Annotated in this window: 26 protein-coding genes; 9 read left to right on the top strand and 17 right to left on the bottom strand. The window is 71.6% G+C overall.

Features of this window, described 5'->3' with window-relative positions; translation table 11 throughout:
- Positions 1-25: 25 nt before the first annotated feature.
- From SCNRRL3882_RS33150 to SCNRRL3882_RS33140, 3 genes are read left to right on the top strand one after another with little or no spacing between them, the layout of a single operon-like run.
- Positions 26-1408 carry a ferric reductase-like transmembrane domain-containing protein gene (locus SCNRRL3882_RS33150; RefSeq protein WP_010045200.1) on the top strand — a complete coding sequence of 461 codons (1383 nt, stop codon included), beginning with the start codon at positions 26-28 and terminating at the stop codon, positions 1406-1408.
- Between the two features lie 40 nt (positions 1409-1448).
- Positions 1449-2501, top strand: coding sequence for an FMN-binding protein (locus SCNRRL3882_RS33145; RefSeq protein ID WP_102514894.1), 1053 nt, complete (start codon positions 1449-1451; stop codon positions 2499-2501).
- Positions 2494-3297 (top strand): FAD:protein FMN transferase, encoded by an 804-nt coding sequence (locus SCNRRL3882_RS33140; protein ID WP_029181541.1) that lies wholly within the window; start codon positions 2494-2496, stop codon positions 3295-3297. Before SCNRRL3882_RS33145 ends, SCNRRL3882_RS33140 begins: the two co-directional genes overlap by 8 nt.
- A gap of 182 nt (positions 3298-3479) precedes the next feature.
- On the opposite strand, the gene SCNRRL3882_RS33135 is transcribed toward SCNRRL3882_RS33140, so the two are convergent.
- The 8 genes from SCNRRL3882_RS33135 to SCNRRL3882_RS33100 all read right to left on the bottom strand — a co-directional run bounded on the left by SCNRRL3882_RS33135 (position 3480) and on the right by SCNRRL3882_RS33100 (position 10887).
- Entirely contained in the window at positions 3480-4025 is a 546-nt protein-coding gene (locus SCNRRL3882_RS33135; RefSeq protein ID WP_010045203.1) for an arginine repressor, read from the bottom strand.
- Between the two features lie 7 nt (positions 4026-4032).
- Complete coding sequence (locus tag SCNRRL3882_RS33130; protein ID WP_010045204.1) at positions 4033-5229, bottom strand: acetylornithine transaminase; 1197 nt, start codon at positions 5227-5229, stop codon at positions 4033-4035.
- 8 nt (positions 5230-5237) lie between these two features.
- The gene (gene argB / locus SCNRRL3882_RS33125) at positions 5238-6161 is read right to left on the bottom strand and encodes an acetylglutamate kinase (protein ID WP_010045205.1); all 924 of its coding nucleotides are present in this window, start codon (positions 6159-6161) and stop codon (positions 5238-5240) included.
- On the bottom strand, positions 6158-7309 hold the full coding sequence (argJ, locus tag SCNRRL3882_RS33120; protein WP_010045208.1) for a bifunctional glutamate N-acetyltransferase/amino-acid acetyltransferase ArgJ: 1152 nt from the start codon (positions 7307-7309) through the stop codon (positions 6158-6160). The genes argB and argJ overlap by 4 nt, the downstream gene beginning before the upstream one ends.
- A complete protein-coding gene (gene argC, locus SCNRRL3882_RS33115; protein ID WP_010045212.1) occupies positions 7306-8334 on the bottom strand; it encodes an N-acetyl-gamma-glutamyl-phosphate reductase in 1029 nt (342 codons plus the stop codon). The genes argJ and argC overlap by 4 nt, the downstream gene beginning before the upstream one ends.
- Positions 8335-8423: 89 nt before the next feature.
- The gene (locus tag SCNRRL3882_RS33110; protein ID WP_010045218.1) at positions 8424-9503 is read right to left on the bottom strand and encodes a sensor histidine kinase; all 1080 of its coding nucleotides are present in this window, start codon (positions 9501-9503) and stop codon (positions 8424-8426) included.
- Positions 9496-10191, bottom strand: coding sequence for a response regulator transcription factor (locus SCNRRL3882_RS33105; protein WP_010045220.1), 696 nt, complete (start codon positions 10189-10191; stop codon positions 9496-9498). The genes SCNRRL3882_RS33110 and SCNRRL3882_RS33105 overlap by 8 nt, the downstream gene beginning before the upstream one ends.
- Before the next feature lie 9 nt (positions 10192-10200).
- Entirely contained in the window at positions 10201-10887 is a 687-nt protein-coding gene (locus tag SCNRRL3882_RS33100; protein WP_010045223.1) for a VanZ family protein, read from the bottom strand.
- A gap of 83 nt (positions 10888-10970) precedes the next feature.
- On the opposite strand from SCNRRL3882_RS33100, the gene SCNRRL3882_RS33095 reads away from it, so the two are divergent.
- Positions 10971-11714 carry a VOC family protein gene (locus SCNRRL3882_RS33095; RefSeq protein WP_010045226.1) on the top strand — a complete coding sequence of 248 codons (744 nt, stop codon included), beginning with the start codon at positions 10971-10973 and terminating at the stop codon, positions 11712-11714.
- A gap of 74 nt (positions 11715-11788) precedes the next feature.
- Here the strand turns inward: SCNRRL3882_RS33095 and SCNRRL3882_RS33090 are convergent, their stop codons facing one another.
- Positions 11789-14275 (bottom strand): alpha-L-arabinofuranosidase C-terminal domain-containing protein, encoded by a 2487-nt coding sequence (locus SCNRRL3882_RS33090; protein ID WP_010045228.1) that lies wholly within the window; start codon positions 14273-14275, stop codon positions 11789-11791.
- A 137-nt stretch (positions 14276-14412) separates the two neighbouring features.
- Between SCNRRL3882_RS33090 and SCNRRL3882_RS33085 the strand changes: the two genes are divergently transcribed.
- Positions 14413-14853: a DUF6314 family protein gene (locus SCNRRL3882_RS33085; RefSeq protein WP_010045231.1), complete on the top strand. Its 441-nt coding sequence runs from the start codon at positions 14413-14415 to the stop codon at positions 14851-14853.
- Here the strand turns inward: SCNRRL3882_RS33085 and SCNRRL3882_RS33080 are convergent.
- From SCNRRL3882_RS33080 to SCNRRL3882_RS33070, 3 genes are all read right to left on the bottom strand, one after another.
- Positions 14835-15428 carry a histidine phosphatase family protein gene (locus SCNRRL3882_RS33080; protein WP_010045233.1) on the bottom strand — a complete coding sequence of 198 codons (594 nt, stop codon included), beginning with the start codon at positions 15426-15428 and terminating at the stop codon, positions 14835-14837. The genes SCNRRL3882_RS33085 and SCNRRL3882_RS33080 overlap by 19 nt on opposite strands.
- A gap of 73 nt (positions 15429-15501) precedes the next feature.
- Positions 15502-15942 (bottom strand): GNAT family N-acetyltransferase, encoded by a 441-nt coding sequence (locus tag SCNRRL3882_RS33075; RefSeq protein ID WP_010045235.1) that lies wholly within the window; start codon positions 15940-15942, stop codon positions 15502-15504.
- Positions 15943-15981: 39 nt separating this feature from the next.
- Positions 15982-17418 carry a PLP-dependent aminotransferase family protein gene (locus tag SCNRRL3882_RS33070; RefSeq protein ID WP_050810309.1) on the bottom strand — a complete coding sequence of 479 codons (1437 nt, stop codon included), beginning with the start codon at positions 17416-17418 and terminating at the stop codon, positions 15982-15984.
- Between SCNRRL3882_RS33070 and SCNRRL3882_RS33065 the strand changes: the two genes are divergently transcribed.
- Both SCNRRL3882_RS33065 and SCNRRL3882_RS33060 read left to right on the top strand, forming a co-directional pair.
- Positions 17417-18334 carry a DMT family transporter gene (locus tag SCNRRL3882_RS33065; RefSeq protein WP_010045239.1) on the top strand — a complete coding sequence of 306 codons (918 nt, stop codon included), beginning with the start codon at positions 17417-17419 and terminating at the stop codon, positions 18332-18334. The genes SCNRRL3882_RS33070 and SCNRRL3882_RS33065 overlap by 2 nt on opposite strands.
- Before the next feature lie 90 nt (positions 18335-18424).
- Entirely contained in the window at positions 18425-18625 is a 201-nt protein-coding gene (locus SCNRRL3882_RS33060; RefSeq protein ID WP_010045242.1) for a DUF1918 domain-containing protein, read from the top strand.
- Position 18626: 1 nt separating this feature from the next.
- On the opposite strand, the gene SCNRRL3882_RS33055 is transcribed toward SCNRRL3882_RS33060, so the two are convergent.
- The gene (locus SCNRRL3882_RS33055; RefSeq protein WP_040903899.1) at positions 18627-19865 is read right to left on the bottom strand and encodes a glycoside hydrolase family 10 protein; all 1239 of its coding nucleotides are present in this window, start codon (positions 19863-19865) and stop codon (positions 18627-18629) included.
- Between the two features lie 181 nt (positions 19866-20046).
- On the opposite strand from SCNRRL3882_RS33055, the gene SCNRRL3882_RS33050 reads away from it, so the two are divergent.
- The gene (locus tag SCNRRL3882_RS33050; RefSeq protein ID WP_029181543.1) at positions 20047-20922 is read left to right on the top strand and encodes a 3-hydroxybutyryl-CoA dehydrogenase; all 876 of its coding nucleotides are present in this window, start codon (positions 20047-20049) and stop codon (positions 20920-20922) included.
- Between the two features lie 22 nt (positions 20923-20944).
- Here the strand turns inward: SCNRRL3882_RS33050 and SCNRRL3882_RS33045 are convergent, their stop codons facing one another.
- The gene (locus SCNRRL3882_RS33045; protein ID WP_010045248.1) at positions 20945-21175 is read right to left on the bottom strand and encodes a hypothetical protein; all 231 of its coding nucleotides are present in this window, start codon (positions 21173-21175) and stop codon (positions 20945-20947) included.
- 219 nt (positions 21176-21394) lie between these two features.
- Here SCNRRL3882_RS33045 and SCNRRL3882_RS33040 point away from each other — a divergent pair, with 219 nt between their 5' ends.
- Positions 21395-21652: a hypothetical protein gene (locus SCNRRL3882_RS33040; protein WP_010045250.1), complete on the top strand. Its 258-nt coding sequence runs from the start codon at positions 21395-21397 to the stop codon at positions 21650-21652.
- 2 nt (positions 21653-21654) lie between these two features.
- On the opposite strand, the gene SCNRRL3882_RS33035 is transcribed toward SCNRRL3882_RS33040, so the two are convergent.
- The 3 genes from SCNRRL3882_RS33035 to SCNRRL3882_RS33025 form a co-directional block, all read right to left on the bottom strand.
- Positions 21655-22200, bottom strand: a complete 546-nt coding sequence (locus SCNRRL3882_RS33035) for an NUDIX hydrolase (RefSeq protein WP_010045251.1) — start codon at positions 22198-22200, stop codon at positions 21655-21657.
- 106 nt (positions 22201-22306) lie between these two features.
- Positions 22307-23647, bottom strand: a complete 1341-nt coding sequence (locus SCNRRL3882_RS33030; RefSeq protein WP_010045253.1) for a hypothetical protein — start codon at positions 23645-23647, stop codon at positions 22307-22309.
- A gap of 259 nt (positions 23648-23906) precedes the next feature.
- Positions 23907-24938, bottom strand: a complete 1032-nt coding sequence (locus SCNRRL3882_RS33025; protein WP_010045255.1) for a PP2C family protein-serine/threonine phosphatase — start codon at positions 24936-24938, stop codon at positions 23907-23909.
- Positions 24939-24967 lie beyond the last annotated feature (29 nt).

The raw sequence follows: 24967 nt of genomic DNA, 5'->3' as shown, positions 1-24967 counted from the left end.
AGGGTCAAGTCCCCACGGAGGAACCGTGACCACCACGCTCGCAGGCGGCCGTGCCGCCCGCCGCCAGACGATGCGCCGCATCCGCCCGCGCCGCTCCCCGGCCGTACCGCTGCTGATCGCCCTGTGGGCGGGTGCGGCGGCCGTGCTGTGGCTGTGGTGGGACAACACACCGTCCCTCGCGGACACCACGAGCAAGATCCTGGCCGCGGGCCGGATCACCGGTCTGCTCGCCGGCTACCTCATGGCGCTGGTGGTGCTCCAGATGGCCCGGGTGCCCGCGCTGGAGCGGCGGGTGGGCACCGACCGGGTCGCCCGCTGGCACGCCATGACCGGCCGGTACACGCTCTGCCTGGTCCTGGCACACGTCTTCCTCACCATGTGGGGCTACGCCCTCCAGGCGGGCAAGGGGCTCGGCGCCATCGTCCAGCAGACGACCGACTCCATCAACCAGCTGCCGGACATGGGCAAGGCCGCCATCGGCACGGGTCTGCTGTTCGTCATCGGGATCCTCTCGATCGGCGGCGTCCGCCGTCTGATCGGGTACGACACCTGGTACCACGTGCACCTGCTCACCTACGCGTCGGTGTACCTGACGTTCTGGCACCAGATCACGACCGGCAACGAGTTCGCCGTCGAACCCGCCGCGAAGACCTTCTGGTACGGGCTGTACGGCGCGGTGACGGCGCTCGTCCTCTGGTACCGGATCCTCACCCCGATCCGGCTGAACCTGCGGCACCGCATGCGCGTCGAGGCGGTCATCGAGGAGACCCCGGGGATCGTGTCCGTGCTGATCGGCGGGCGCAAGCTGCACCGGATGGGCGCGGAGGCGGGCCAGTTCTTCCGCTGGCGGTTCAAGGCGCCCGGAATGCGCTTCAGTTCGCACCCGTACTCGCTGTCGGCGGCCCCCCGCCCGGACATGCTGCGGATCACCGTCAAGGCGATCGGCGACCACACCTCCCGGCTGCGCGAGCTGAAGCCCGGCACCAAGGTGTGGGCGGAGGGCCCGTACGGCGCGATGACCGCGCAGCGCCGCAGCCGCGGCAAGGTGCTGCTGGTCGCGGGCGGTGTCGGCATCACCCCGATGCGGGCCCTGTTCGAGACGCTGCCGGGCGCGGCCGGGGACATCACGCTGCTCTACCGGGCCAACAGCACGCAGGACCTGGCCCTGTGGGGCGAGCTCGCCAAGATCGCCGACGAGCGGGGCGCCCGGCTGATGTACGCGGTCAACAGCCCGGACGGGGAACGCCCCGACATCTCGGCGGAGTCCCTCCAGCGCAAGATCCCGGACATCGACCGCCACGACGTCTTCATGTGCGGGCCGCCCGGCTTCGCGCAATCGGTGTACGAGGCACTGCGCGGCGCGGGGGTCCCCGCCCGCCGAATCCATCACGAGTCGTTCGAGATGTGAGCGACGGGACATCAACGGCCCTTCAGGAGCTTGAGAAACGATGAGGAAGTCTCACCCCGTCCGGCGTGCCGTGCTCGCCGGCGCAGCCACCGTCTCCGGGATCGTGCTGCTGCTGTCACTGAAGCCGGCCTCCGACCCGGGCTCCGCCCAGGCCGCGGGCGGTCAGCTCCCGCCCGCGGCCGCCGGGCAGGCCCCGCAGGGCGGCGTGAACGGCGCGGTCACCGGTGACGCGGCGCAGACGCAGTACGGCGCGGTGCAGGTCCGCCTGACCATGAGCGGCGGCAAGATCACTCAGGCCGAAGCCGTCCAGGCCCCCAAGGGCGGCCGCAGCGACCAGATCACCGCCAGCTCCGTGCCCCGCCTCAACCAGGCGGTGGTGGCCGCCCAGAGCGCGGACATCGACGCCGTGTCCGGGGCGACGTACACCAGCGCCGGCTACAAGAAGTCCCTCCAGTCGGCTCTGGACAAGGCCAAGGCCTCGGCCGGCGGCGCGCAGGGCTCGGGCGACGCCCAGACGCTGACCGGCGACGTGGCGCAGACGCAGTACGGCCCGGTCCAGGTCCGCGTCACCGTCGCCGGCGGGAAGATCACCAAGGCCGAAGCCGTCCAGGCCCCCAAGGGCGGCCGCAGCGACCAGATCACCTCCGCCTCCGTCCCCCGCCTCAACCAAGCGGCCGTCGCGGCGGGGAGCGCGGACATCGACGCGGTCTCGGGCGCCACCTACACCAGCGCCGGCTACAAGAAGTCCCTCCAGTCCGCCCTGGACAAGGCCCCGGCAGGGGGCGGCTCCTCCCAGAGTTCCGGTTCGGGCAGCGCCCAGGCCAAGACCGTCACGGGCAGTGTCGCGCAGACGCAGTACGGCCCGGTCCAGGTCCGCGTCACCGTCGCCGGCGGGAAGATCACCAAGGCCGAAGCCGTCCAGGCCCCCAAGGGCGGCCGCAGCGACCAGATCACCTCCGCCTCCGTCCCCCGCCTCAACCAGGCAGCGGTCGCGGCCGGAAACGCACAGATCGACGCCGTCTCCGGCGCCACCTACACCAGCGCCGGCTACAAGCAGTCCCTCCAGTCGGCGCTGGACCAGGCCGGTGGCTGACACGGTGGCCGACTCCGCACAGGCTCCCGCCGCGGTACGTCATGCGGAGGAGACGATGGGGACCGTCTTCTCCCTCGACGTCCGCGGCGGGGAACCGGCCGCCGTGCGCGCGGCCGTGGACGATGTCGTGGCCGGACTGCACCGGGTCGACGAGGTGTTCAGCACGTACCGCGAGGACAGTCAGGTCTCCCGGCTGCAGCGCGGGGAGCTGACCGTCGAGGAGTGTGATCCCGAGGTCGCCGAGGTGCTCGCACTGGCCGCCGAGGCGGAGCGGCTGAGCAACGGCTGGTTCAGCACGTCGTACGGGGGCCGGCTCGATCCGACCGGCATCGTGAAGGGCTGGGCGGTCGAGCGGGCGGCGCGGCAGTTGGCCGCCGTGCCCGGGGTGAGCGGGGTGAGCGTCAACGGCGGCGGTGACGTGCAGTCGCTCGGGGTCCCGGGGTCGCAGCGGCCGTGGCGGGTCGGGGTTTCGGATCCCCTGCGGCCGGGGGGTCTCGCGGCGGTGATCTCAGCGGCGGGGCTGGACGAACTGGCCGTGGCGACGTCCGGAACCGCCGAGCGGGGCGCGCATATCGTCGACCCGCGCACGGGGCGTTCGGCCGTGACCGACCTGGTCGCCGTCACGGTGGTGGGGCCTCGGCTGACGTGGGCGGACTGCTGGGCCACGGCGGCGTTCGCGATGGGGTCGCGGGAGGGGCTGGCCTGGCTGGAGTCGCTGCCGGATGTGGAGGCCCTGCTCATCACGGCTGGTGATGAGGTGCGTTGCACCGGAGGGTTGGCAGCGAGGCTGGGGTGAGTGGGGGGCTGAGGCGGGGTCGGGTCGCGCACCCGCGCCGGCGGGGTGCCGCTCTCTTTGGGACGGGTGCCGCCCTCAGCGGCACGATTGCCCGCAGCTGGGTGACTCAGGGGCGCGGGGAACTGCGTGACCGGCCACAGCCCACCCGCACACGACCACCACCGGCAACCCCCACTGCGTGCTCAGTGCCCGTTCTGCGCCAGCCTCAGCAAATGGTCGGCCAGCGCCTGCCCCCCGTCAGGGTTCCGGCTGATCAGCAGCAACGTGTCGTCACCGGCGATCGTCCCCAGGATGTCGTGCAGTTCGGCCTGATCGATCGCCGACGCCAGGAACTGCGCGGCCCCCGGAGGAGTCCGCAGGACCACGAGGTTCGCCGAAGCCTCCGCGGAGATCAGCAGCTCCTGCGACAACCGCCGCATCCGCTCCTCCTTCGCCGACCCGCCCAGCGGCGCGCGCGGCGTGCGGAAACCGCCCTCGCTCGGCACCGCGTAGATCAGGTCTCCGTCGGTGTTGCGGATCTTCACCGCGTTCAGCTCGTCCAGGTCCCGGGAGAGCGTCGCCTGCGTGACACTCAGCCCGTCGTCGGCGAGCAGCTTCGCCAGCTGGCTCTGCGACCGCACGGGCTGCCGGTTGAGGATGTCCACGATCCGGCGGTGGCGTGCAGTGCGGGTCTGCGGCACGGCGGGCCCGTTCGCCCCCGGCTGCTCGTGGTCCTGCGCCTGGCTCATCGTCGTCTCATTCCCCGGATCGTCCGTCCCCGTCGGCTGCGTCGAGGACACCGGGCAGCGCCCGGAGGAAGGCGTCCACCTCCGCGTCGTCGATGTTCAGCGGCGGCATGAGCCGTACGACATCGGGGGCGGGCGCGTTCACCAGGAGGCCGGCGTCCTGAGCCGCCTGCTGCACCTGGGGCGCGAGCGGCTCGGTGAGCACGATACCCAGGAGGAGACCCGCGCCCCGGACGAAACCGATCAACTCGTGGCCCAGGCCCTCGATCCCGTCCCGCAGCTTCTCGCTCTGCCGCTTGACGTTCTCCAGCAGTCCCTCGTTCTCGACGGTGTCGAGGACGGCGAGCCCGGCGGCGCAGGCGACGGGGTTGCCGCCGAAGGTGGTGCCGTGGTGGCCGGGCTGGAGCAGCTCGGCGGCGCGCCCGAAGGCGACGGTCGCGCCGAGCGGCAGTCCGCCGCCGAGGCCCTTGGCGAGGGTGACGACATCGGGCAGCACGCCCTCGTGGGCCTGGTACTCGAACCAGTGCCCGGTCCGGCCGACGCCGGTCTGCACCTCGTCCAGGACGAGCAGCGCGCCGGTGGCGGCGGTGATGGCCCGGGCGGCCTTGAGGTAGCCGGCGGGCGGGACCACGACCCCGTTCTCGCCCTGGACCGGCTCGATGATCACCAGGGCCGTCTCCTCCGTCACCGCGGCGGCCAGCGCCTGCGCGTCGCCGTACGGGACGTGCGTGACGTCGCCGGGCAGCGGCAGGAAGGGTTCCTGCTTGCCGGGCTGGCCGGTGAGCGCGAGGGCGCCCATGGTGCGGCCGTGGAAGCCGCCCTGGGTCGCGACCATGTGGGTCCGTCCGGTGAGCCGGCCGATCTTGAAGGCGCCCTCGTTGGCCTCGGCGCCGGAGTTGCAGAAGTAGACCTTGCCGTCGCGGCCGAAGAGCTGGAGCAGCCGTTCGGCGAGCGCGACCGGGGGCTCGGCGACGAACAGGTTGGAGACGTGGCCGAGGGAGGCGATCTGCCGGCTCACGGCCTCGACGACGGCCGGGTGGGCGTGGCCGAGCGCGTTGACGGCGATGCCGCCGACGAAGTCCAGGTACTGCTTGCCGTCGGCGTCCCACAGCTTGGTGCCCGCACCGCGGACGAGCGGGAGCCTCGGGGTGCCGTAGTTGTTCATGAGCGCGCCCTGCCACCGCGCGGTCAGTTCCTGATTTCCCACGACGTTGTTCACGACTCCCCCTGTTCGCCCGGTCCCTCGGGCTTCTCGTCGGGCACGACCATCGTGCCGATCCCCTCATCGGTGAAGATCTCCAGCAGGATCGAGTGCTGGACCCGGCCGTCGATCACGCGGGCGGTGGTGACGCCGCCCCGTACGGCGTGCAGGCAGCCCTCCATCTTCGGCACCATGCCGGACGACAGGTCCGGCAGCAGGCGCTCCAGTTCGGAGGCGGTGAGGCGGCTGATCACCTCGTCGCTGTTCGGCCAGTCCTCGTACAGTCCCTCGACGTCCGTGAGGACCATGAGGGTTTCGGCGCCCAGAGCAGCAGCGAGTGCCGCAGCCGCCGTATCAGCATTGACGTTGTAGACATGTCCGTCGTCCTGGGAGCGGGCGATCGAGGAGACGACCGGGATGCGGCCGTCGGCGAGGAGCGCCTCGATCGCGCCCGTGTCGATCGCGGTGATCTCGCCGACCCGCCCGATGTCGACCAGTTCGCCGTCGATCTCGGGCTGGTGCTTGGTGGCGGTGATGGTGTGCGCGTCCTCGCCCGTCAGGCCGACGGCGAGCGGGCCGTGCTGGTTGAGCAGCCCGACCAGTTCGCGCTGCACCTGACCGGCCAGCACCATCCGTACGACGTCCATGGCGTCCTCGGTGGTGACCCTGAGGCCCGCCTTGAACTCGCTGACGATGCCGTGCTGGTCGAGGGCGGCGCTGATCTGCGGGCCGCCGCCGTGCACGACGACCGGCTTGAGGCCGGCGTGGTGCAGGAAGACGACGTCCTGGGCGAAGGCGGCCTTCAGCTCCTCGTCGATCATGGCGTTGCCGCCGAACTTGATGACGACCGTCTTGCCGTTGTGCCGGACCAGCCAGGGCAGCGCCTCGATGAGGATCTGGGCCTTGGGGAGGGCGGTGTGTTTCCGCGTAGTGCTCATGACGAGTAGGCGCTGTTCTCGTGGACGTAGTCGGCGGTGAGGTCGTTGGTCCAGATGGTGGCGGTCTCGGACCCGGCGGCGAGGTCGGCGACGATGTGGACCTCTCGGTAGCGCATGTCGACCTTCTCGCGGTCCTCGCCGACGCCGCCGTTCTTGCACACCCAGACGCCGTTGATGGCGACGTTCAGCCGGTCGGGCTCGAAGGCGGCCTTGGTGGTGCCGATCGCGGACAGCACGCGGCCCCAGTTGGGGTCCTCGCCGTGGATGGCGCACTTGAGGAGGTTGTTGCGGGCGATGGAGCGGCCCACCTCGACGGCGTCGTCCTCGGTCGCGGCGTTGACCACCTCGACCTTGATGTCCTTGCTGGCGCCCTCGGCGTCCCGGATGAGCTGCTGACCGAGGTCGTCGCAGACCTGCCGTACGGCCTCGGCGAACTCCGCGTACTCCGGGGTGACCCCCGCCGCGCCGGAGGCGAGCAGCAGCACGGTGTCGTTGGTGGACATGCAGCCGTCGGAGTCGACCCGGTCGAAGGTCGTACGGGTGGCCGCCCGCAGGGCCTTGTCGAGTACGTCGTCGTCCAGGTCGGCGTCGGTGGTGAGGACGACGAGCATGGTGGCGAGGCCGGGGGCGAGCATGCCCGCGCCCTTGGCCATGCCGCCGACGGTCCAGCCGTCCTTGGTGACGACGGACGTCTTGTGGACCGTGTCGGTGGTCTTGATGGCGATGGCGGCCTTCTCACCGCCGTGCTCGGAGAGCTGGGCGGCGGCCGTCTCGACGCCGGGCAGCAGCTTGTCCATCGGCAGGAGCACGCCGATCAGGCCGGTCGAGCAGACGGCGACCTCGATGGCGCCCCGCCCGAGGACCTCGGCTACCTTCTCGGCCGTCGCGTGCGTGTCCTGGAAGCCCTTCGGGCCCGTGCAGGCGTTGGCGCCGCCGGAGTTGAGGACGACGGCGGACACCTGGCCGCTCTTCAGTACCTGCTCGGACCACAGCACCGGTGCGGCCTTCACGCGGTTGGAGGTGAAGACGCCGGCGGCGGCGCGGCGGGGCCCGGTGTTGACCACGAGGGCCAGGTCGGGGTTGCCGTTCTCCTTGATCCCGGCGGCGATGCCCGCCGCCGTGAATCCCTTCGCTGCCGTCACACTCACGGCGCAACTCCGATCGTCGTCAGTCCGGTGGTCTCGTCGAGCCCCAGGGCGATGTTCATGCTCTGGACGGCACCGCCGGCGGTGCCCTTGGTGAGGTTGTCGATGGCGCTGATCACGATGATCCGTCCGGCGGCCGCGTCGTACGCGACCTGCGCCTGAACGGCGTTCGAACCGTAGACGGACGCCGTGGCGGGCCACTGGCCCTCGGGCAGCAGGTGCACGAAGGGCTCGTCGGCGAAGGCCTTCTCGTAGGCGGCGCGCAGGGACTCGGCGGTGACCCCGTCCTTCGCCTTCGCGCTGCACGTGGCGAGGATGCCGCGGGGCATCGGCGCGAGGGTCGGTGTGAAGGAGACGGAGACCGGCTCGCCGGCGGCCGCGCTGAGGTTCTGGGTGATCTCGGGGGTGTGCCGGTGCCCGCCGCCGACGCCGTACGGGGACATCGAGCCCATGACCTCGCTGCCCAGCAGGTGCGGCTTGGGCGCCTTGCCCGCGCCGGAGGTGCCGGACGCGGCGACGATCACGGCCTCGGGCTCGGCGAGCCCGGCGGCGTACGCCGGGAAGAGCGCCAGCGACACTGCCGTGGGGTAGCAGCCGGGCACCGCGACGCGCTTGGACCCCTCCAGCGCGGCGCGTGCACCCGGCAGTTCGGGAAGGCCGTAGGGCCAGGTTCCGGCGTGCTTCGAGCCGTAGAACCGCTCCCAGGCGGCGGCGTCCGTGAGCCGGAAGTCGGCGCCCATGTCGATCACCAGCACGTCCGGCCCGAGCCGCTCGGCGACGGCGGCGGACTGCCCGTGCGGCAGCGCGAGGAAGACGACGTCGTGGCCGTCGAGCACCTCGGGGGTGGTCTCCTGGAGCACTCGCCCGGCCAGGGGCAGCAGGTGCGGCTGGAGCGCACCGAGCTTCTGCCCCGCGTTGGAGTTGCCGGTCAGGGCGCCGATCTCGACCTCGGGGTGCGCCAGGAGCAGACGCAGCAGTTCCCCGCCCGCGTATCCACTCGCTCCGGCCACTGCCGCACGTACCGCCATGGAACCTCCTCCTAGAGGGCATGACTATACGTTTCTCTGCAGGTTTATGCAATCGCGTCCATGCGATCGCGAGGGTGCAGGGGCGATGCCTACGGCGTCCCCGGGAGCCGGACCGTGACGAGGAGGCCGCCGGCGGGGCGGGGGACGAGGTCGAGGGTGCCGTCGTGGGCGCGCACGACGCTGTCCACGATGGCCAGGCCGAGGCCGACCCCTGCGTGCTCGTCGGTGCGGGCGCGTTCCGTTCCGCGCTGGAAGGGCTCGGTGAGGGTCGGTACCAGGTCCGGCGGGATCCGACGGCCCGTGTTCTCGACCCGCAGCACGCTCGTGTCACCGTGCGCCTCGGTGTGGACCGTCACGGTGCCGCCGGCGGGGAGGTTGTGGACGAGGGCGTTCTGGACGAGGTTCGTCACCATCCGCAGCAGGAGTTCCGAGGAGCCGCTCGCCCGGGCCGCCCCGCCGGTGACGTCGAGGGTGATCTCCCGCTCTTCGGCGAGGGGGAGCAGGGTTTCGGCTGCCTCTTCGGCGATGAGGGAGAGGTCGACGCTCTCGCGGGTGAAGTTCCCTCGGTCGCTGCGGCTGAGCAGCAGAAGGGCCTCGGTGAGGCCGATCGCGCGCGTGTTGACCGCGTGCAGGCGTTCGATGAGTTCGCCCCGGTCCCGCGTGGGGTCCTTGCGGGCGACGTCGAGCAGCGTCCGGGAGATGGCCAGCGGGGTGCGCAGTTCGTGGGAGGCGTTCGCGGCGAACCGCTGTTGCTCGGCGACGTGCGACTCGAGTTGTCCGAGCATGGCGTCGAAGGTGTCGGCGAGTTCGCGGAATTCGTCCTGGCGGCCCTCCAAGCGGACGCGGTGGGACAGCGATCCGTTCCCGGCCCTCCGTGCCGCGGCCGTGATCCGTGTGAGCGGTGCGAGCATCCGGCCGGCCAGGACCCATCCCCCGACGAGGCCGAACACGAGCAGGAAGACCATCGCCACGGCCGCGGCGGGGGCGAAGGTGCGCACCAGGAGGTAGCGGTTGGGCGAGGTCCAGAGCAGTCCCTGGGAGTTGTCGGGTACGTAGCGCAGCAGGTACATCCACACCACGGCCAGCAGCAGAGCGCCGGCGACGGCGAGGAATCCGGCGTAGCTGAGGGTGAGTTTCAGCCGGGCGCTGGGCCCGGGGCGTCTACGCATGCGTCCTGCCGGTGTCGGCGGCGTCCGTGCCGGGGTCGATCCGGTAGCCGACGCCGGGCACCGTGGCGATGATCCAGGGTTCGCCGAGCCGTTTGCGCAGCGCGGAGACGGTGATGCGCACGGCGTTGGTGAGGGGGTCGGCGTTCTCGTCCCAGGCCCGTTCCAGCAGCTCCTCGGCGCTGACGACCCCGCCCTCGGCGGCGACGAGGACGTCCAGCACGGCGAACTGCTTGCGCGTGAGCGGGACGTAGCGTCCGTCGCGGAAGACCTCCCGGCGGAAGGGGTCCAGCCGCAGGCCCGCGATCTCGCGGACCGGGGGCCGGGCGTAGGCGCGTCTGCGGTCGAGCGCCCTCAGCCGCAGGACGAGCTCCCGCAGCTCGAACGGTTTGGTGAGGTAGTCGTCGGCGCCGAGCTCGAACCCGGACGCCTTGTCGTCGATCCGGTCGGCGGCGGTGAGCATGAGGATCGGGATGCCGCTGCCGGAGGCGACGATGCGCCGGGCGACCTCGTCGCCGGAGGGGCCTGGGATGTCGCGGTCGAGTACCGCCAGGTCGTAGGAGTGGACGCTGAGCAGCTCCAGGGCGGTTTCGCCGTCGCCGGCGATGTCGGCGGCTATCGCCTCCAGCCGCAGACCGTCACGGACGGCCTCGGCCAGATAGGGCTCGTCCTCCACGATCAGTACGCGCATGCCTGAAGCCTAAGCAGCACGGCATATCGCAGACGTATGCGACGACGTGCGCCACCAGCGGCGCGAGGCCAGCGCGGCCAGCACGGCGCCGGTGGTGTTGACCAGTACGTCGTCCACGGAGGACACCCGGTCCAGCCGCAGGACGTACTGCGCGGTCTCGACCAGGACCGAGCAGCCCGCCGCGAGCGCCAGGATCCGCGGCACGGACGCCGGCGCCGCGAACCGCATCGGGGCGAAGAACCCCAGCGACGCGAAGACCAGCAGGTTCCCGGCGATCCCGAGCGGCCCCATCGTGGCCAGGTCCCGCAGCGGCACCAGGCTCACCCGGCCGGGGACGACGCCGGCACCGGCGCCCGGCATCATGGTCAGCCACAGGAACGGCACCGTTCCGTGGACCATGCCCACCTCGGCCAGCGACATCCGCCACGCCGATGTGACGCCGGCGGCACGCCGACGGCGCGCCAGGGCCCACACCACCAGTGCGGCCGGCGGCAGCGCGACCAAGGTCATGAGCACCACGCCGTTGAACGTGTCGAAGCAGCCGTGCCACCGCCCGGCCACGCACACGGGAGCGGACATCATGAGCGGCCGCCGCACGACGAACACGGCGCCCGCCAGGCCGAGGACGACCAGACCGAGAAGCACGAACCCGCGCGTGCGGCGGGGCGGTGCCGGCAGGGATGCGTTGGAAGTCATGCCCCCATGGGACGCGGAGGGCCGTTGCGACGCCGTATGCGGTTTTCGATACGCCCGCGAAACACGGAAATAGGCTCACCGGCATGGCACTGAGACCTGTTCAGGTGAACATAAAGGCTCTTGACGACGCGGCGGTCGGCCGCTTCTGGGCGGACGCGCTCGGCTGGGGTGTCTCCAGCGAGGGACCCGGCGTGACCAACGTGGAGCCCGGTGACGGCTTCGTCTGGCCGGACCCGGTCGCCGTCTGCATCGACGTCGTCACGGTCCCGGAAGCCAAGACAGCGACGAAGAACCGTGTGCACCTCGATCTGGCCACCACCTCCGCGGCCCACCAGGCGGAGCTGGTCGCGCGTCTGGAGGCTCTCGGTGCGACGCCCGCCGACGTGGGCCAGGGCGACGCGCCGTGGACGGTCCTCGCCGACCCCGAGGGCAACGAGTTCTGTGTGCTGGAGCCTCGGGAGATCTACCGGGACACGGGGCCGATCGCCCGGGTGGTGGTCGACTGCTCCGATCCGCGGGCCATGGCCGGGTTCTGGGGCGAGGCGACGGACTGGACGTTGCACGAGGTGACCGACGAACACGCGGTGCTGCGCTCCGCCCAGGGCGTCGGCCCGTACGTCGAGTTCCGCCGCTCGCCCGAGGCGAAGACGGTGCCGGACCGCGTCCGTCTCGACCTGCTGCCCTACCCCGGTGACGACAAGGCGGCGGAGGTGGCCCGGCTGAAAGCCCTCGGCGCCACCGACCTCGACCTCGGCCAGGGCGACGTCCCGTGGACGTGCCTGTCGGACCCGGAGGGCCATGAGTTCTGCGCCCTGGGCCCGCACTGACGCGGATCCCCGACGACACCGGGCACGGGCGTGGGCCGCCGCCCCAGGGGGCAGCGGCCCACGCGGGGTGCTCGCTACCCCTGCTTGATCCGCAGGAAGGTGACGGAGTTCGCCGGGAAGGTGTAGGTGAACTTCTGGGCCACCCCCCGGAACGTGGACGTCACCGGCGTCACCGGCGTGTCCGTCTCGGTGTTCACCGCGTCCTCGTCGGCGGCCAGCGTGGTCACGCGGGCCGTGGAGGCGACCTTGGCACCACCCAGGTCGACGGCCGTCCGGGCCTCGGCCGACTGGGCGTTGACGACCTTGACGATCAGATCACCGGTCTTCGCGTCCTTGGTGACGACCTGGCGGAACGGCTCGGCGGGCTTGTCGTCCTTGAAGCTGCCCCACTCCTTGCCGTCCAGGAACAGGGTGACCTGGCGGCCGCGCACCTCGATGTCGATGTCGTAGGCGCGGCCCGTCTCGATCGACCCGGGCTTCGTCATCAGCGTGCCCTTGCCGCCGTCCACGGCCTGCTCGATCGCGGACTGGGTGTTGTTCCAGCCGCCCAGGTTCCACCAGTAGTAGTTGCCGGTGTCCTTGACGCCGAAGGCGACGAGGAAGCCCTCCTTGCCGGACTTCTTGGTGGCCTTCACGTGCAGGTCGTAGTCCTTCCAGGCCGGGTCGCCCGCCGTGACCATGGTGTTCTCGGCGGCGGTGTCGGTCTGGACGTACTGCCCGTCCTGGATGCTCCAGCTGCCGGCGCCGGTGTGCTTCCACTTCGAGGCGTCACCGGAGAAGTCGTCGCTCAGCAGGGTCGAGCCGTCCGCCGAGGTGACCTTCACGTCGTCGTACGCGGCGCTGGTCGCCCACGTGGACAGGCCGACGGCACCCGTGATGGGGCCGCTGACGTTCGGCGTGGTCGTGGCCTTCGAGGGGACCACGCGGTCGCCGACGTTGCTCATGAACAGCTTCTGGACCTCGTAGTTCGCCGAGTTCCAGGAGGCCCGGTTGTTGAACCAGATCATGTCCGGCCGCCACTGGACGTAGTCCTCGTTGGCGAGCAGCGGGGCGTACGAGGCGAGCTTGACGATGTCCGCGTTGCGCTCCAGGCCGGTCATGTACGCGGCTTCGGAGAGGCCGTTCTTCCAGGCGTTGCCCTGGGAGGCGTACTCGCCGAGGAAGACCTTGGGGCCCTTGCGGTCGTAGGAGTCGTAGCGGTCGTTGTTCTGGAGGAACCAGTTCGGGCTGTTGTAGTAGTGCTCGTCGACCATGTCGACGTGGTGCTCGCGGTTGAGCTGCCAGGCGGTGTCGAAGGTCGTGCCGGCGTCGTCCGGGCCCGAGTTCGAGATGACGGTGATGTCCGGGTACTTCGCCTCGATGGCGGCCCGGAACTGCTGGAAGCGGGCGAAGAACTCCTTGGGGAGGTTCTCCTCGTTGCCGACGCCGAGGTGGGTGAGGTGGAAGGGCTTGGGGTGGCCCATCCGCGCGCGGACCTTGCCCCACGTGGAGGTCGCCGGGCCGTTGGCGAACTCGATGAGGTCGAGGGTGTCCTGGATGTGCCGCTTGAGCAGGGCGTCGTCGTCGGTGGCCTTGTTCTGGCCGCAGCCGGTCACCAGGGCGGGGACGACGGGCAGCGGCATGGCGCCGATGTCCTCCGCGAAGCGGAAGTACTCGTAGTAGCCGAGCCCGTAGCTCTGGTTGTAGCCCCAGAAGTTGGCGTTGGTGGCGCGCTGCTCTACGGGTCCGACGGTGTCCTTCCACTGGTAGCTGCGCTTGCGCTGCCAGCCGCTCGCCTCGCTGTAGTCCTCCATGGAGCCGGTGTTGACCAGGCAGCCGCCGGGGAAGCGCACGAAGCCCGGCTTCAGGGCGGCGATCTTCTCGGCGAGGTCCTTGCGCAGGCCGTTGGGCTGGTTCTTGTAGGTGTCGCGCGGGAACAGCGACACCATGTCGAGCGCGGCGGCGTTCGTCGAGGCCACGGCGAGGCGGCCGCGGTTGCTGGTGCGAATCGCGGTGAAGGTGGCCTTGTACTTGGCCCAGCCGCCCTTGACGGCCACCTGCCGGGCGGTCGCCAGCGTGCCCGCGGTGTCCTTGAGGGAGACGGTGAGCGTGCTGCCGTTCTCGGCGCGGGCCCACACGGAGAAGTCGTACTTCTTGCCCTGCTCGACCCGGATGCCGGTGTTGTAGCCGGCGTTCGTCACGGAGGAACCGGCGCCCAGGGAGAGGTAGTTGCGGTTGCGTTCGTTGAGGCGGCCCGAGTCGTTCACGACCTCGGCCGTGCCGCCGACCGTCCAGGAGGTCAGGGGCGTGTAGGAGCCGTTGTCGGCGGTGGAGTACTCGAAGGAGCGGTTCTGCACGAGCTCGGCGTACAGACCGCCGTCGGCGGCCCGGTTGATGTCCTCGAAGAAGACGCCGTACATCGTGTCGTCGATCGCCGCGCCCTTGGCGGACGGGTCGACTGTGATCGCGTAGTCGGTGACGTCCTCGGCGTGCGCGGGGGCCGGTACGAGGGCTGTTGCCGTCAGGAGGGCGGTGGCCGTGAGACCGAGTCTCCATCGGGTGCGGGCGGCGGTGCGTGGCATGGATACTCCGCGGCTCTCTGGTAGAGGAGTGTTCGAAATATCAGACATTGATCAGCACTTCGAACGGCAAGATAGGGAGGGGGCTGATGCGCGTCAATGGGTCGCGCAGCAACGGTTGGGACGGAGAGCGGTACGGAATGGGCGAGTTCTGGCCAGTGCCGGATGTACTGGCCTATCTGGCCGGGCGCTGGCGCGTGACCCGGTCGGTGCGGGATCTCGCGAGCGGCGAGCAGGGGAAGTTCAGCGGGACCACCGTGTTCACCGCGGAGGAGGACGGCGGACTGCTGCACCACGAGTCCGGCACCTTCGTCTGGCAGGGCGTCGCCCGGCCCGCCGAGCGGACGCTGCGGTTCCTGCCGGGTCCGGGCGGCACGGCGGACGTGCGGTTCGCGGACGGGCGGCCGTTCCACGACCTGGACCTGACCTCCGGACGGCACGTCGCCGACCACCCCTGCGCGGCGGACCTCTACCGCGGCGAGTTCACCGTCCGCGACACGGACCACTGGCGGACGGTGTGGCACGTACGCGGCCCGGCCAAGGACCTCGTACTGCGCACCGACTACGCACGGGAAGTCTGAGCCGGCACCCCGTCGAAGCGCAGGTTCCAGCGCCCCGCCCGGCCCGTCACGGACGTCGTCGACAGCGGGCGGACGTCGATGTTCCAGTACGTCGCGGGCGGTGCCTTCAGGGCGTACACCAGGGCGGCGCGGATCACGGACGGCTCGGCGACGGCCACCACCCGGCAGCCGTCCTCGACGGGCCGGGTGTCGAGCCAGCCGCCGACGCGGGTGATGAAGTCCACCAGCGACTCACCGCCGTGCGGTGTGGCGTGCGGGTCGGCGAGCCAGGCGTCCACCGCCTCCGGCTCCCGGGCCATCGCCTCGCCCAGGGTCAGCCCGCGCCACCGGCCCATGTCGCAGTCCCGCAGGCCGAGTTGCACGAGCGGGGCGTACCCGAGCCCCTCCCCCGTCGCACGACTGCGCGGAGTGGGCGAGCAGTAGCGCAGCTCGGCCGCGGCGAGCGGCAGCAGCTCGTGGGCGACGCACTCCACCTCACCCCAGCCGGCTTGGTCCAGCGGCCGGTCGTCCTCGAAGCGCTCGGCGAGCAGCGGGGAGCTGCGCGCGGCGGCGACGAACGTGACCCGAAGTGGCATGCGGCGATCGTGAGGGCCGCAAGTGCGCAGGTCAAGAGGTGTTACCAGGGAGTTACCCAGGGTGCAGCGGCCCTCACTGGCCGAAGATGAGCGCCATCCAGTGCTCGGGCCGCTCCAGCGCCGCGAACCCGAGCTTCTCGTAGACGCCGTGCGCGTCGTGGGTGGCGAGCAGGACCCGGCGCACCCCGTACCGCCGCAGCTCGTCCCGTACGGCCGCCACGAGCGCGGTTCCGACACCCTTGCCGCGCACCGACGGGTCGACGTACACGTCGCAGAGCCACCCGAAGGTGGCCCGGTCCGTGATGACCCGGGCGTACGCCACCTGCTCGCCCGACACCGTCTCGTACACGCCGAAGTTGAGCGACCCCTCGATCGCCCGGTCCTGCTTCTCGCGGGGGCGGCCCAGCGCCCAGTACGCGTCGGTGGCCAGCCAGCGGTGGACCCGCTCGGCGTCGACGCGGGCAGGGTCGGTGGAGATCTCGTAGCCCTCTGGCAGGCTCGGCGTGTCGGTCATGACGGGATGCTCGCAGGCCGGCGGCCATGCGTCGAACGCTTAACCCAGCACCTCGTCGCAGGCCGCGCGCAGCCGCCGCACCCCTTCCGCGATCTCCCCGGTCCCGGCGACCGCCGCGAAGCTCAGCCGCACGTGCGCGGCCGGCGGCTCGGCGCTGAAGTAGGGGCGGCCGGGCGTGATGGCGACGCCCGCGCGCAGGGCGGCGGAGGTCAGGGCCGGCTCGTCCGTACCGTCGGGCAGGCGCGGCCACAGGTGGTAGCCGCCGGACGGCACGTGCGGCAGGACGAGTTCCGGCAGGTGCAGCGCGAGCGCGGCGGTCATCGCGTCCCGGCGCGCCCTCAACTCGGCGGACACCGCTCGCAGATGGCGCGGCCAGGCGGGCGAGCCGACGAGTTCGAGTGCCGCCTCCTGCAGGGGCCGGGGCACGAAGAAGGTGTCGACGACCTGGATCGCGCGCAGCCGCTCCAGGACCGGTCCGCGCGCGGCCAGGGCGCTCACCCGGAAGCTCGGCGAGGTCGCCTTGGTCAGCGAGCAGACGTGGACGACGACACCGTCGGGGTCGTCGGCGGCCAGCGGGCGTGGCAGCGGTCCCGCGTCCTCGTGCACGAGCCGCCGCACGAAGTCGTCCTCGACGACGAACGCGCCCGCCTCGCGGGCGATGCGCAGCACCTCGTCGCGCCGCTCGGGCGCGAGCACGGCACCGGTGGGGTTCTGGAAGAGCGGCTGGCAGACGAAGGCCGGGGCGCCGGTGGCCCGGAAGGCGTCGGCGAGCAGCGCCGGTTTCACACCGTCGGGGTCCACCGGGACGGGCACCGGGCGCAGGCCCGCGGCACGGGCGATGGCGAGCATGCCGGGGTAGGTCGGCGACTCGACCAGCACGGGGGCGCCGGGCGGGGCGAGGGCGCGCAGGGCGGTGGTGAGGGCGGACTGGCCGCCCGCGGTGACGAGCACCTCGGCGGCCGTGAAGGAGCCGCCGATGCCCCGCGCGAACCACTCGCGCAGCTCCGGCAGCCCCTCCATGGGCGGGCGTCCCCAGGCCCCGGGCCGGCGTCCGGCGCGCGACAGGGCGGCGGCCATCGCCCGCTCCGGCTGCAACGACGGGTGCAGATAGCCGCCGTTGAACTCGATCACGCCGGGGGGTGGCGCGGCCAGCGACACCAGCACCCCGGAGGCGTCCACCGAGCGGGGCACGAGGTCGGCGGCACCGTCCGCGCTGAGCGCGACCTCCTGCCAGGAGGTGTCCCCGGCGGGGGCCGGTGCCGTCCGGGCCGGCGCGCGGAACGCGCCCGCGCCGGGCCGGGTGACGACCAGCCCCTCGGCGGCGAGCTGCGCCAGCGCCCGCGACACGGTCACGGGACTCACCCGGAACCGCTCGACTAGGGCCCGGCTCGACGGCAGCTTTCCACCTGGCGAGTAGCGGTCGAGCTCCCGCCGCAGCTGTTCCGCCAGTTCACCGACGCTGCTACGCTCTTGCATGAGAGTACAGAGTAGCGCTACTACCGCTTCCCGGATAGCAGTCGCCACGGAGCGGGAGCAGCCCGGCCTCGGCACCCCGCAGGCCGCCCTGGGCGTCATCGCCTTCTCCCTCACCTTCCCCGCCACCGCCTGGGGTCTTGAGGGCTTCGGGCCCTGGTCGCTGGTCGCCGTCCGCAGCGTCCTGGCAGCGGTGATCGCGGGCGGTGCGCTGCTGGCGCTGCGGGTGCCCCCGCCCGCCCGGCGGCACTGGCCGGGCCTCGCGGTCGTGGCGGCCGGTGTGGTCCTCGGTTTCCCGCTGCTGACCACGCTTGCACTGCAGACGTCGACCACCGCGCACGCCGCCGTCGTGGTGGGACTGCTCCCCCTGACCACCGCGCTCTTCTCCGCCCTGCGCGTCGGCACCCGGCCCTCGCGCACCTTCTGGGCGGCGGCCCTCGCCGGCGCTGCGGCGGTGCTGGCCTTCACCGTGCAGCAGAGCGGCGGCGCCCTGAGCACCGCCGACCTGTACCTCTTCGCGGCGCTGCTGGTGTGCGCGGCCGGCTACACCGAGGGCGGCCGGCTGGCCCGGGTCATGCCGGGCTGGCACGTCATCGGCTGGGCGCTGGTGCTGTGCCTGCCGCTGACCGTGCCCGTCGCCGCGTTCACCCTGGCGCAGGAACCCGTGCACCTGACCGCGCACAGCGTCACCGGGCTGCTGTGGGTCGCGGCGGGCTCGCAGTTCCTGGGACTGGTCGTCTGGTACCGGGGCATGGCGGCCATCGGCATCCCGAAGGCCAGCCAGTTGCAGCTCGCCCAGCCCCTGCTCACACTGGTGTGGTCGGTGCTGCTGCTGGGCGAGCACCTGACAGTGGCCGCCCCGCTGACAGCCGTGGCGGTGCTGGTCTGCATCGCCGTCACACAACGGGCGCGCGGCTGAACGGGCGCACACGGCCCTGCCGAGAGGCGCCCGCGGCCGTAGACTCGGAGGCCACGGACCGCTGCTCCGCACATCGTGAGGAGGCCCCAGATGCGCGCAACCGTGGGCGACCAGCTTGTCCAGCACGGCAGGGTGGTCGGTCAGCACGACAAGGTCGGCGAAATCGTCGAAGTGCTGGGCCAGGAGGGCAACCCCCCGTACCGCGTCCGGTTCGAGGACGGGCACGAGGGCGTGTGCTCGCCGGGACCCGACACCGAGATCCGGCACCGGGAGACCACCACCGGGCCGTGATTCAGCGCGGCGGCGGCGCCGGCTGCCCGTAGTGGTCGGCGACCACCCTCGCCATCGCCCCGATCCGATCGGTCGCCACGTCCTTGGCGGCGAAGAAGACGTGCCCGCGCACCTGCGCGTGATCCCTGGCCAGCGTCAGGTGCCGGGACAGCTCGGCCGGGTCCTGCCAGGCCGCGGGCTGCGCCGGGTCACCGGCCTTGTACAGCGCCTCCCCCACATACAGCCGCGTCGAGCTGCCGCGCGCGACCTCCGCCCACCAGGGCACCAGCTTCGCGTAGTCGGCGGCGGGCAAGCCGATGTTCCAGTACAGCTGCGGGACGATGTAGTCGATCCAGCTCTCGCGCACCCACTTGCGCGTGTCCGCGTGCAGGTCGTCGTAGGTCTGCACGCCTGCCCGGGTGTCCGAGCCGAGCGGGTCGGTGGCGGCGTTGCGCCACACTCCGAAGGGGCTGACGCCGAACGGGGTGCCGGGCCGGACCTGCTTGACGCGCTCCGCCGTCTCCCGCACCAGCTCGTCGATGTTGTCCCGCCGCCACGCCGCCCGGTCCGGGAAGCCGGCGCCGTACTCCTCGTAGGCCGCGTCGTCGTCGAAGCTCTGGCCCGCCACGGGGTAGGGGTAGAAGTAGTCGTCGAAATGGACACCGTCCACGGCGTACTTGTGCACCGCGTCGAGCATCGCGGTCTGCACGAAGGCCCGGACCTCGGGCAGCCCGGGGTTGTAGTAGAGCTTCCCGCCGTACGTCACCACCCAGTCCGGGTTCCTGCGGGCGGGGTGGTCGGCGGCCAGCCGGGTCGGGTCGGCGTGGGTGGCGACCCGGTAGGGGTTGAACCAGGCGTGCAGCTTCAGGCCACGGGCATGGGCCTCCTCGACCGCCGTCCCCAGCGGGTCCCAGCCGGGGTCCTTGCCCTGGGTGCCGGTGAGGTACTGTGACCACGGCTCGTACGGTGAGGGCCACAGGGCGTCCGCCGTGGGCCGGACCTGGAAGATCACGGTGTTGAGCCGGTTGCGGGCCGCCCTGTCGAGGTGGGTGATCAGCTCGGCCCGCTGCCGCGCGGCGGTCAGCCCCGGCTTCGACGGCCAGTCGCGGTTGACCACGGTGGCCAGCCAGACGCCCCGCATCCCGGAGGCCGCCCTGTCGCCGCCCCGGCCGCCCCGCTCGGGCGCGGCCGACGCCGGAGGCATCATCGTGAAAGCCGACAGCGCCGCCACCGCGAACGCCCTGCGTGACACTCGTCCCATCCGCATGCCCCAAAAAGCCGCGGATCCGCCCGGTCGCGGATCGCTCCGGGCCCAGCATGCCCGAAGCGGACGCGACCCCGGCGATCGATCATCGATACTTGGGAGTAACGTGCACGAACGGAGCAGGCACCGGCGACCCGGAGCACCTGCCCAGAAGTGGATCAGCAGCGAAAGGGACGATGTGACGGACATCCCAGCGGGAGACATTGCACGCGTCGGAGTCGTGGGCTGCGGTCAGATGGGCGCGGGGATCGCCGAGGTGTGCGCCCGGGCCGGTCTGGACGTCATGGTCGCCGAGACCACCGGCGAGGCCCTGGAGATCGGCCGGACCCGGCTGTTCAACTCCCTGGCCAAGGCAGCCGAGCGCGGCAAGATCACCGAGGAGGAGCTGGAGGCGACGCAGGACCGTCTGAGCTTCACCACGGACCTCGGCGAGTTCGCCGACCGCGACCTGGTGATCGAGGCCGTCGTCGAGAACGAGCAGGTCAAGACCGAGATTTTCCAGGTGCTCGACCAGGTCGTGACCCGGCCCGACGCCATCCTGGCCTCCAACACCTCCTCCATCCCGCTGGTGAAGCTGGCGGTGGCGACCTCGCGGCCCGACCAGGTCATCGGCATCCACTTCTTCAACCCGGCCCCGGTGCAGAAGCTCGTCGAGCTGATCCCGGCCCTCACCACGTCCGAGGGCACGCTGAGCCGGGCCCAGCTGTTCACCGAGAAGGTGCTGGGCAAGCACGCGATCCGCGCCCAGGACCGCTCCGGCTTCGTGGTCAACGCGCTGCTGATCCCGTACCTGCTCTCCGCGATCCGGATGTTCGAGACGGGCATCGCCAGCCGCGAGGACATCGACAACGGCATGGAGATGGGCTGCGCCCACCCGATGGGCCCCCTGAAGCTCTCCGACCTCATCGGCCTGGACACGGTCGCCTCGGTCGCGCAGTCGATGTACGAGGAGTACAAGGAGCCCCTGTACGCCGCTCCCCCGCTCCTGCAGCGCATGGTCGACGCGGGCCGGCTGGGCCGCAAGACGGGGTCGGGCTTCTACACGTACGACTGACCACCCGGGCCGGGCCGCCGCCTCAGCGCCGTCGCTCCTCCGGCCACGGCCGGAACCGGCGGCGTCCCCATTCGGCCGCCTGCTCGTTGAGGCGGCCGCGCAGCCAGCCCATCCAGAGGGCTAGCGGCGTGGTCACGAGAGCGAGCAGCAGCGCCGTGCCCCACCCCTGTCCTCCGGAGGAGTACCGGAACACCGCGACCAGCAGCGCGTAGAGCGCCAGCGCGTACGCCGCGTTCTTCTGCCACTTCGTCATGTCGTCCCGGGTACCCCCGAGGCCGGTTACGGACGGTCATATTTCGGCCAAGCTGAGGGCCGGGCACCAGAGTTGGTGCCCGGCCCGTGGCATTCACACACCGTGTGCGCGTCGGGCTCGCATATGCCCGTCGCACACTCTCCCCAGGCGCCCACCAGGCGAGTTGACTCCTCATGCGCATGCAAGGGATGTGCAACGACTACGGAAAGGAACGGACTCGTGACCGTCGATCCCGAGCATCCGGTCGTTCACGGAGAACTCGCAGAGTTACGGCGCCGCCTCGACGTGGCGTACGCCCGCGTCGAGGGCGGGCTGGCTCTGCTCAGCCACCGCACCGAGGAGACCGCCAAGGAACTCGACGAGCTCAACACCCGGATCAACTCACTCGAACACGCGCGCTGGCCGCTGCCCGCGGTCGCCGCCCTCACCGCCGTGGGTGCCCTCGTCGTGGCGATCTGGCAGGCACTGGGACGTTGAGTTCAGGGCAACGTGTCCTGCCCGAGCCTGAGATGGTGCAGCAGCAGTAACGCGGCCGCCATGTTGGCGGCCGGGACCTCCCCGCGGGCGACCATGTCGGGGACGAGCTTGAGGGGAACCCACTCCCGGCGGTCCGACTCGAAGTCGTCCACGGGGTGCCCCACGTACTCGCCCTCGTCGGCCCAGTACACGTGGTGCCGGGCGTCGGTGAGCCCGTTGGACGGCTCCACGCTCATGAGGTGGTGCAGGGGTCCCGGCCGCCAGCCGGTCTCCTCCTCCAGTTCCCTGGCGGCCGCGCGGGCGACGTCCTCGCCGTCCTCGACGACGCCCGCCGCCAGTTCCCACCCCCAGCTGTCGGTGATGAAGCGGTGCCGCCAGAGCAGCAGCACCTCGTTGGCCTCGTTCACGACCGTGGCCACGGCAACGGGCCGCAGCCGTATGAGGAAGTGGTCGAGGTGCCGGCCGTCCGGCAGTTCGACATCCGCGAGATTGACGCTGAACCAGCGGTTTGAGTACACACTTTGTTCGTTGTGTTTCGTCCACTGCACGGTTCTGCCACCTTCCGTCGAGTAAGTGGCAATATCGCAGTAGGGACGTACTGACAGCAGGCGCACAGGAAGTCGCTCGGGATGACACGGGCGCCGTCGCCCGGGTCTACAACGGTACGCGCAGGGCCCCGTCGATGAGTTCAGCCGCCTCGGCGGTGCCGGCGCAGCCGCTGCGCACCAGGTGCTCCCGCACCGCGCGCAGCCGGTCGCGCAGCCGCTGGGACTCCATGCCGCGGGCCTGCTCGGCCATCTGCACGGCGATGGCCACGGCCTTGTCCGCGTTGCCCTGCCGCAGCTCGATCGTGCTGAGCATGGCCAGCCGGTGCACCCGGCCGCGGTCGTGCGCCGGGTTGTCGACCGCTGCCGCCGCATGCTCCCCGGCGGCGGCGATCTCCCCGAGACTCAGCAGCGCCTCCGCCACCTGGACGTTGACCAGCCCCGGCTGGACATAGCCGGTCTCGTCGGGCTCGTAGCCACGCCGGATGCGTGCCGCGGCCTGCTCGGCCCGCCGGATGCAGGACAGGGCGCTCGTGCCGTCGCCGAGATGCGCGTACGCCTTGGCCTGCATCGCGTACAGGTCGGAGGCGAGAGCGGGGGTGATGTGCTTGCCGGCGGCCCGCAGCGCGGCCTCCGCGAAGGCGACGGCCTGCCGGTACTCCCGCATGAACAGCGACTGGTTGACCAGCAGCGCGATGATGTAGGCGCCGAGTCCCCGGTCCCCGCTGGCCTTGGCGAGCCGCAGGGCCTGGTGGAAGTAACGCTGCGCGAGGCCGTGCGCGTCGGAGTCGTAGGCGCAGATCCCGGCCACGGCCACCAACCCGCCGGTCGCCCGGTGGAGTTGACGCCCCGTCTCATCGGTGTAACTGCCACGCAGCAGCGGCGCGGCCTCGGCGTTGAGGAAGCCGACGATGCGGGCCCGCGTCGCGATTCCCCCGGCCTTGCGGTACATCTGCTCGTAGTGCGTGCGGGCGGCGCGCAGCATCTCCAGGTCGCTCGGGGTGACCCGGTGTCTGCCGCCGCGGGAGACGTCCACGTCCTCGGGCGGGTTCTCCCACTCCCACACCGGCATGACGGCGGGCGTGCCGGTGAGCGCGGGCGCGCCCAGGATGTGCGGGCGCTGCTGCTGGTCGGAGCGCCACAGGGCGGTGGCCCGCTCGACGAACCCGGACAGCGAGCCGGTGTGCGGTGCGGACGGCTCGCCGGGCACGCCGAGGCCGATGTCGTCGAGGGTCACCTGCCGCTGCAACCGGGCGGCGAGCACCTCGCAGATCAGGTCGGGCACCTGGCCCCGGGGACGCTGCCCCTTCAACCACCGGGCGACGGCGGTGTGTTCGTACCTCAGGGACAGGCCACGCGCCCGTCCCGCCTGGTTGACGTGTGCGGCCAGCCCCGCGTGCGAGATCCCGGCCTCGTCCAGGATCGCGTCGAGCAGAGTGTTGGGCTGCATGGTGGGCCCCCCGGTGGCTCGGTGCGGCCAGGTTAGTGGCTCCGCCTTCACACGGGGTGTGAACGGAGTGCTCGAATCCGCGCTGTGTGCGCACTGTCGCTCAGAGTCGTCAGCCGGTTGACTGAAATGCCTCGCAAGAGGCCGGCCGGGCCGCCGGCTCCCCCTCGTACAGTGCGGCGGCCCGCTTCCGCCGTCCGCCCGGCCGCCTGCCCGACACTCCGTGGCGGGGCGGACGGCACCGCCGGCCACGCCGGGTGGTTCATCGCCGTTGGGTGAGGGGTGTGTCGTCGACTGCGGGTGCGTCGTGGCCGGTCGCGCGGTTCCCCGCGCCCCTGCGGGACGGGCATCCGCTCTTCGTGAGGATCATCAGGGCGATGTCGTCCGCGGGTGCGCCCCGGGTGTGGTCCAGGAGGGCCGTGGAAATCCTGCTCAGGATGGTCTGCGAGGAGAACGGCGCGTCCCGCACTGCCGTCCTCAGAGCATGCGGCAGCGGAAAGAAGCGGCCACGGGCATCCCTCGCGTCCTGTGCGCCGTCCGTGTGGAGGAACAGCGCGTCACCGTGCTCCAGGTACCCCAGGCCCACGGGGGGCAGCTCGGCCGGAAGCGGGAACGGCCCCAGGGGCGGATACGGATCGGCCGGGGCGAGTTGGTCGACGTCCGTGCCGCTCAGCCGGTACGGCCACGGATGTCCGCAGTTCAGGGCGGTCAACTCCCCGTCGGCACGGATCTCCACGAGCAGCAGGGTCACGAACTCCTCGGCGGCGCCGGCCGGATGCTCCTGGCGCAGGTGCCGTGCCAGGGCGCGTTCCAGCCGGTGCAGTACCCCGCCGAGGTCCTTCTCGTCGTGCGCGGCCTCACGGAAGCAGCCGAGCACGGCGGCGACCGTCCCGAACGCCCCGATCCCGTGCCCGCGTACGTCACCCATCAGGGCCCGTACGCCGTGCTCGGTGGCGACGACCTCGTACAGGTCACCGCCGATGGCCGCCCCGCGCTCGGCCGGCAACTGGGCGGCGGCGATGTCCAGCCCCTCGACAGACGAGGGCAGCGGCCTCAGCAGCGCGCTCTGCGCGGCACCCGCGACACGGCGCAACTGCCGCAGCTCACGCATCAGCATCTGCCGCACGTGCAGGATCAGCCCGGTACCGACGGTGAAGAACACGGCACTGGTCACGATCCGCGCTTCGAGGCCGGTCTCCTGGGCGAGCGGACAGGCCAACTTGTACGTGACGGCCGCCGCGCCCCAAACCGTCGGCAGACCGAGGCTTCGCACCCGACCCCTGATGCGGATCATGCCGATGGCCCCCCAATAGGCCCCTGACA

It is taken from the genome of Streptomyces chartreusis NRRL 3882, assembly GCF_900236475.1.
GTDB lineage: Bacteria > Actinomycetota > Actinomycetes > Streptomycetales > Streptomycetaceae > Streptomyces > Streptomyces chartreusis_D.
This window is presented reverse-complemented; position numbering and strand designations above follow the sequence as displayed.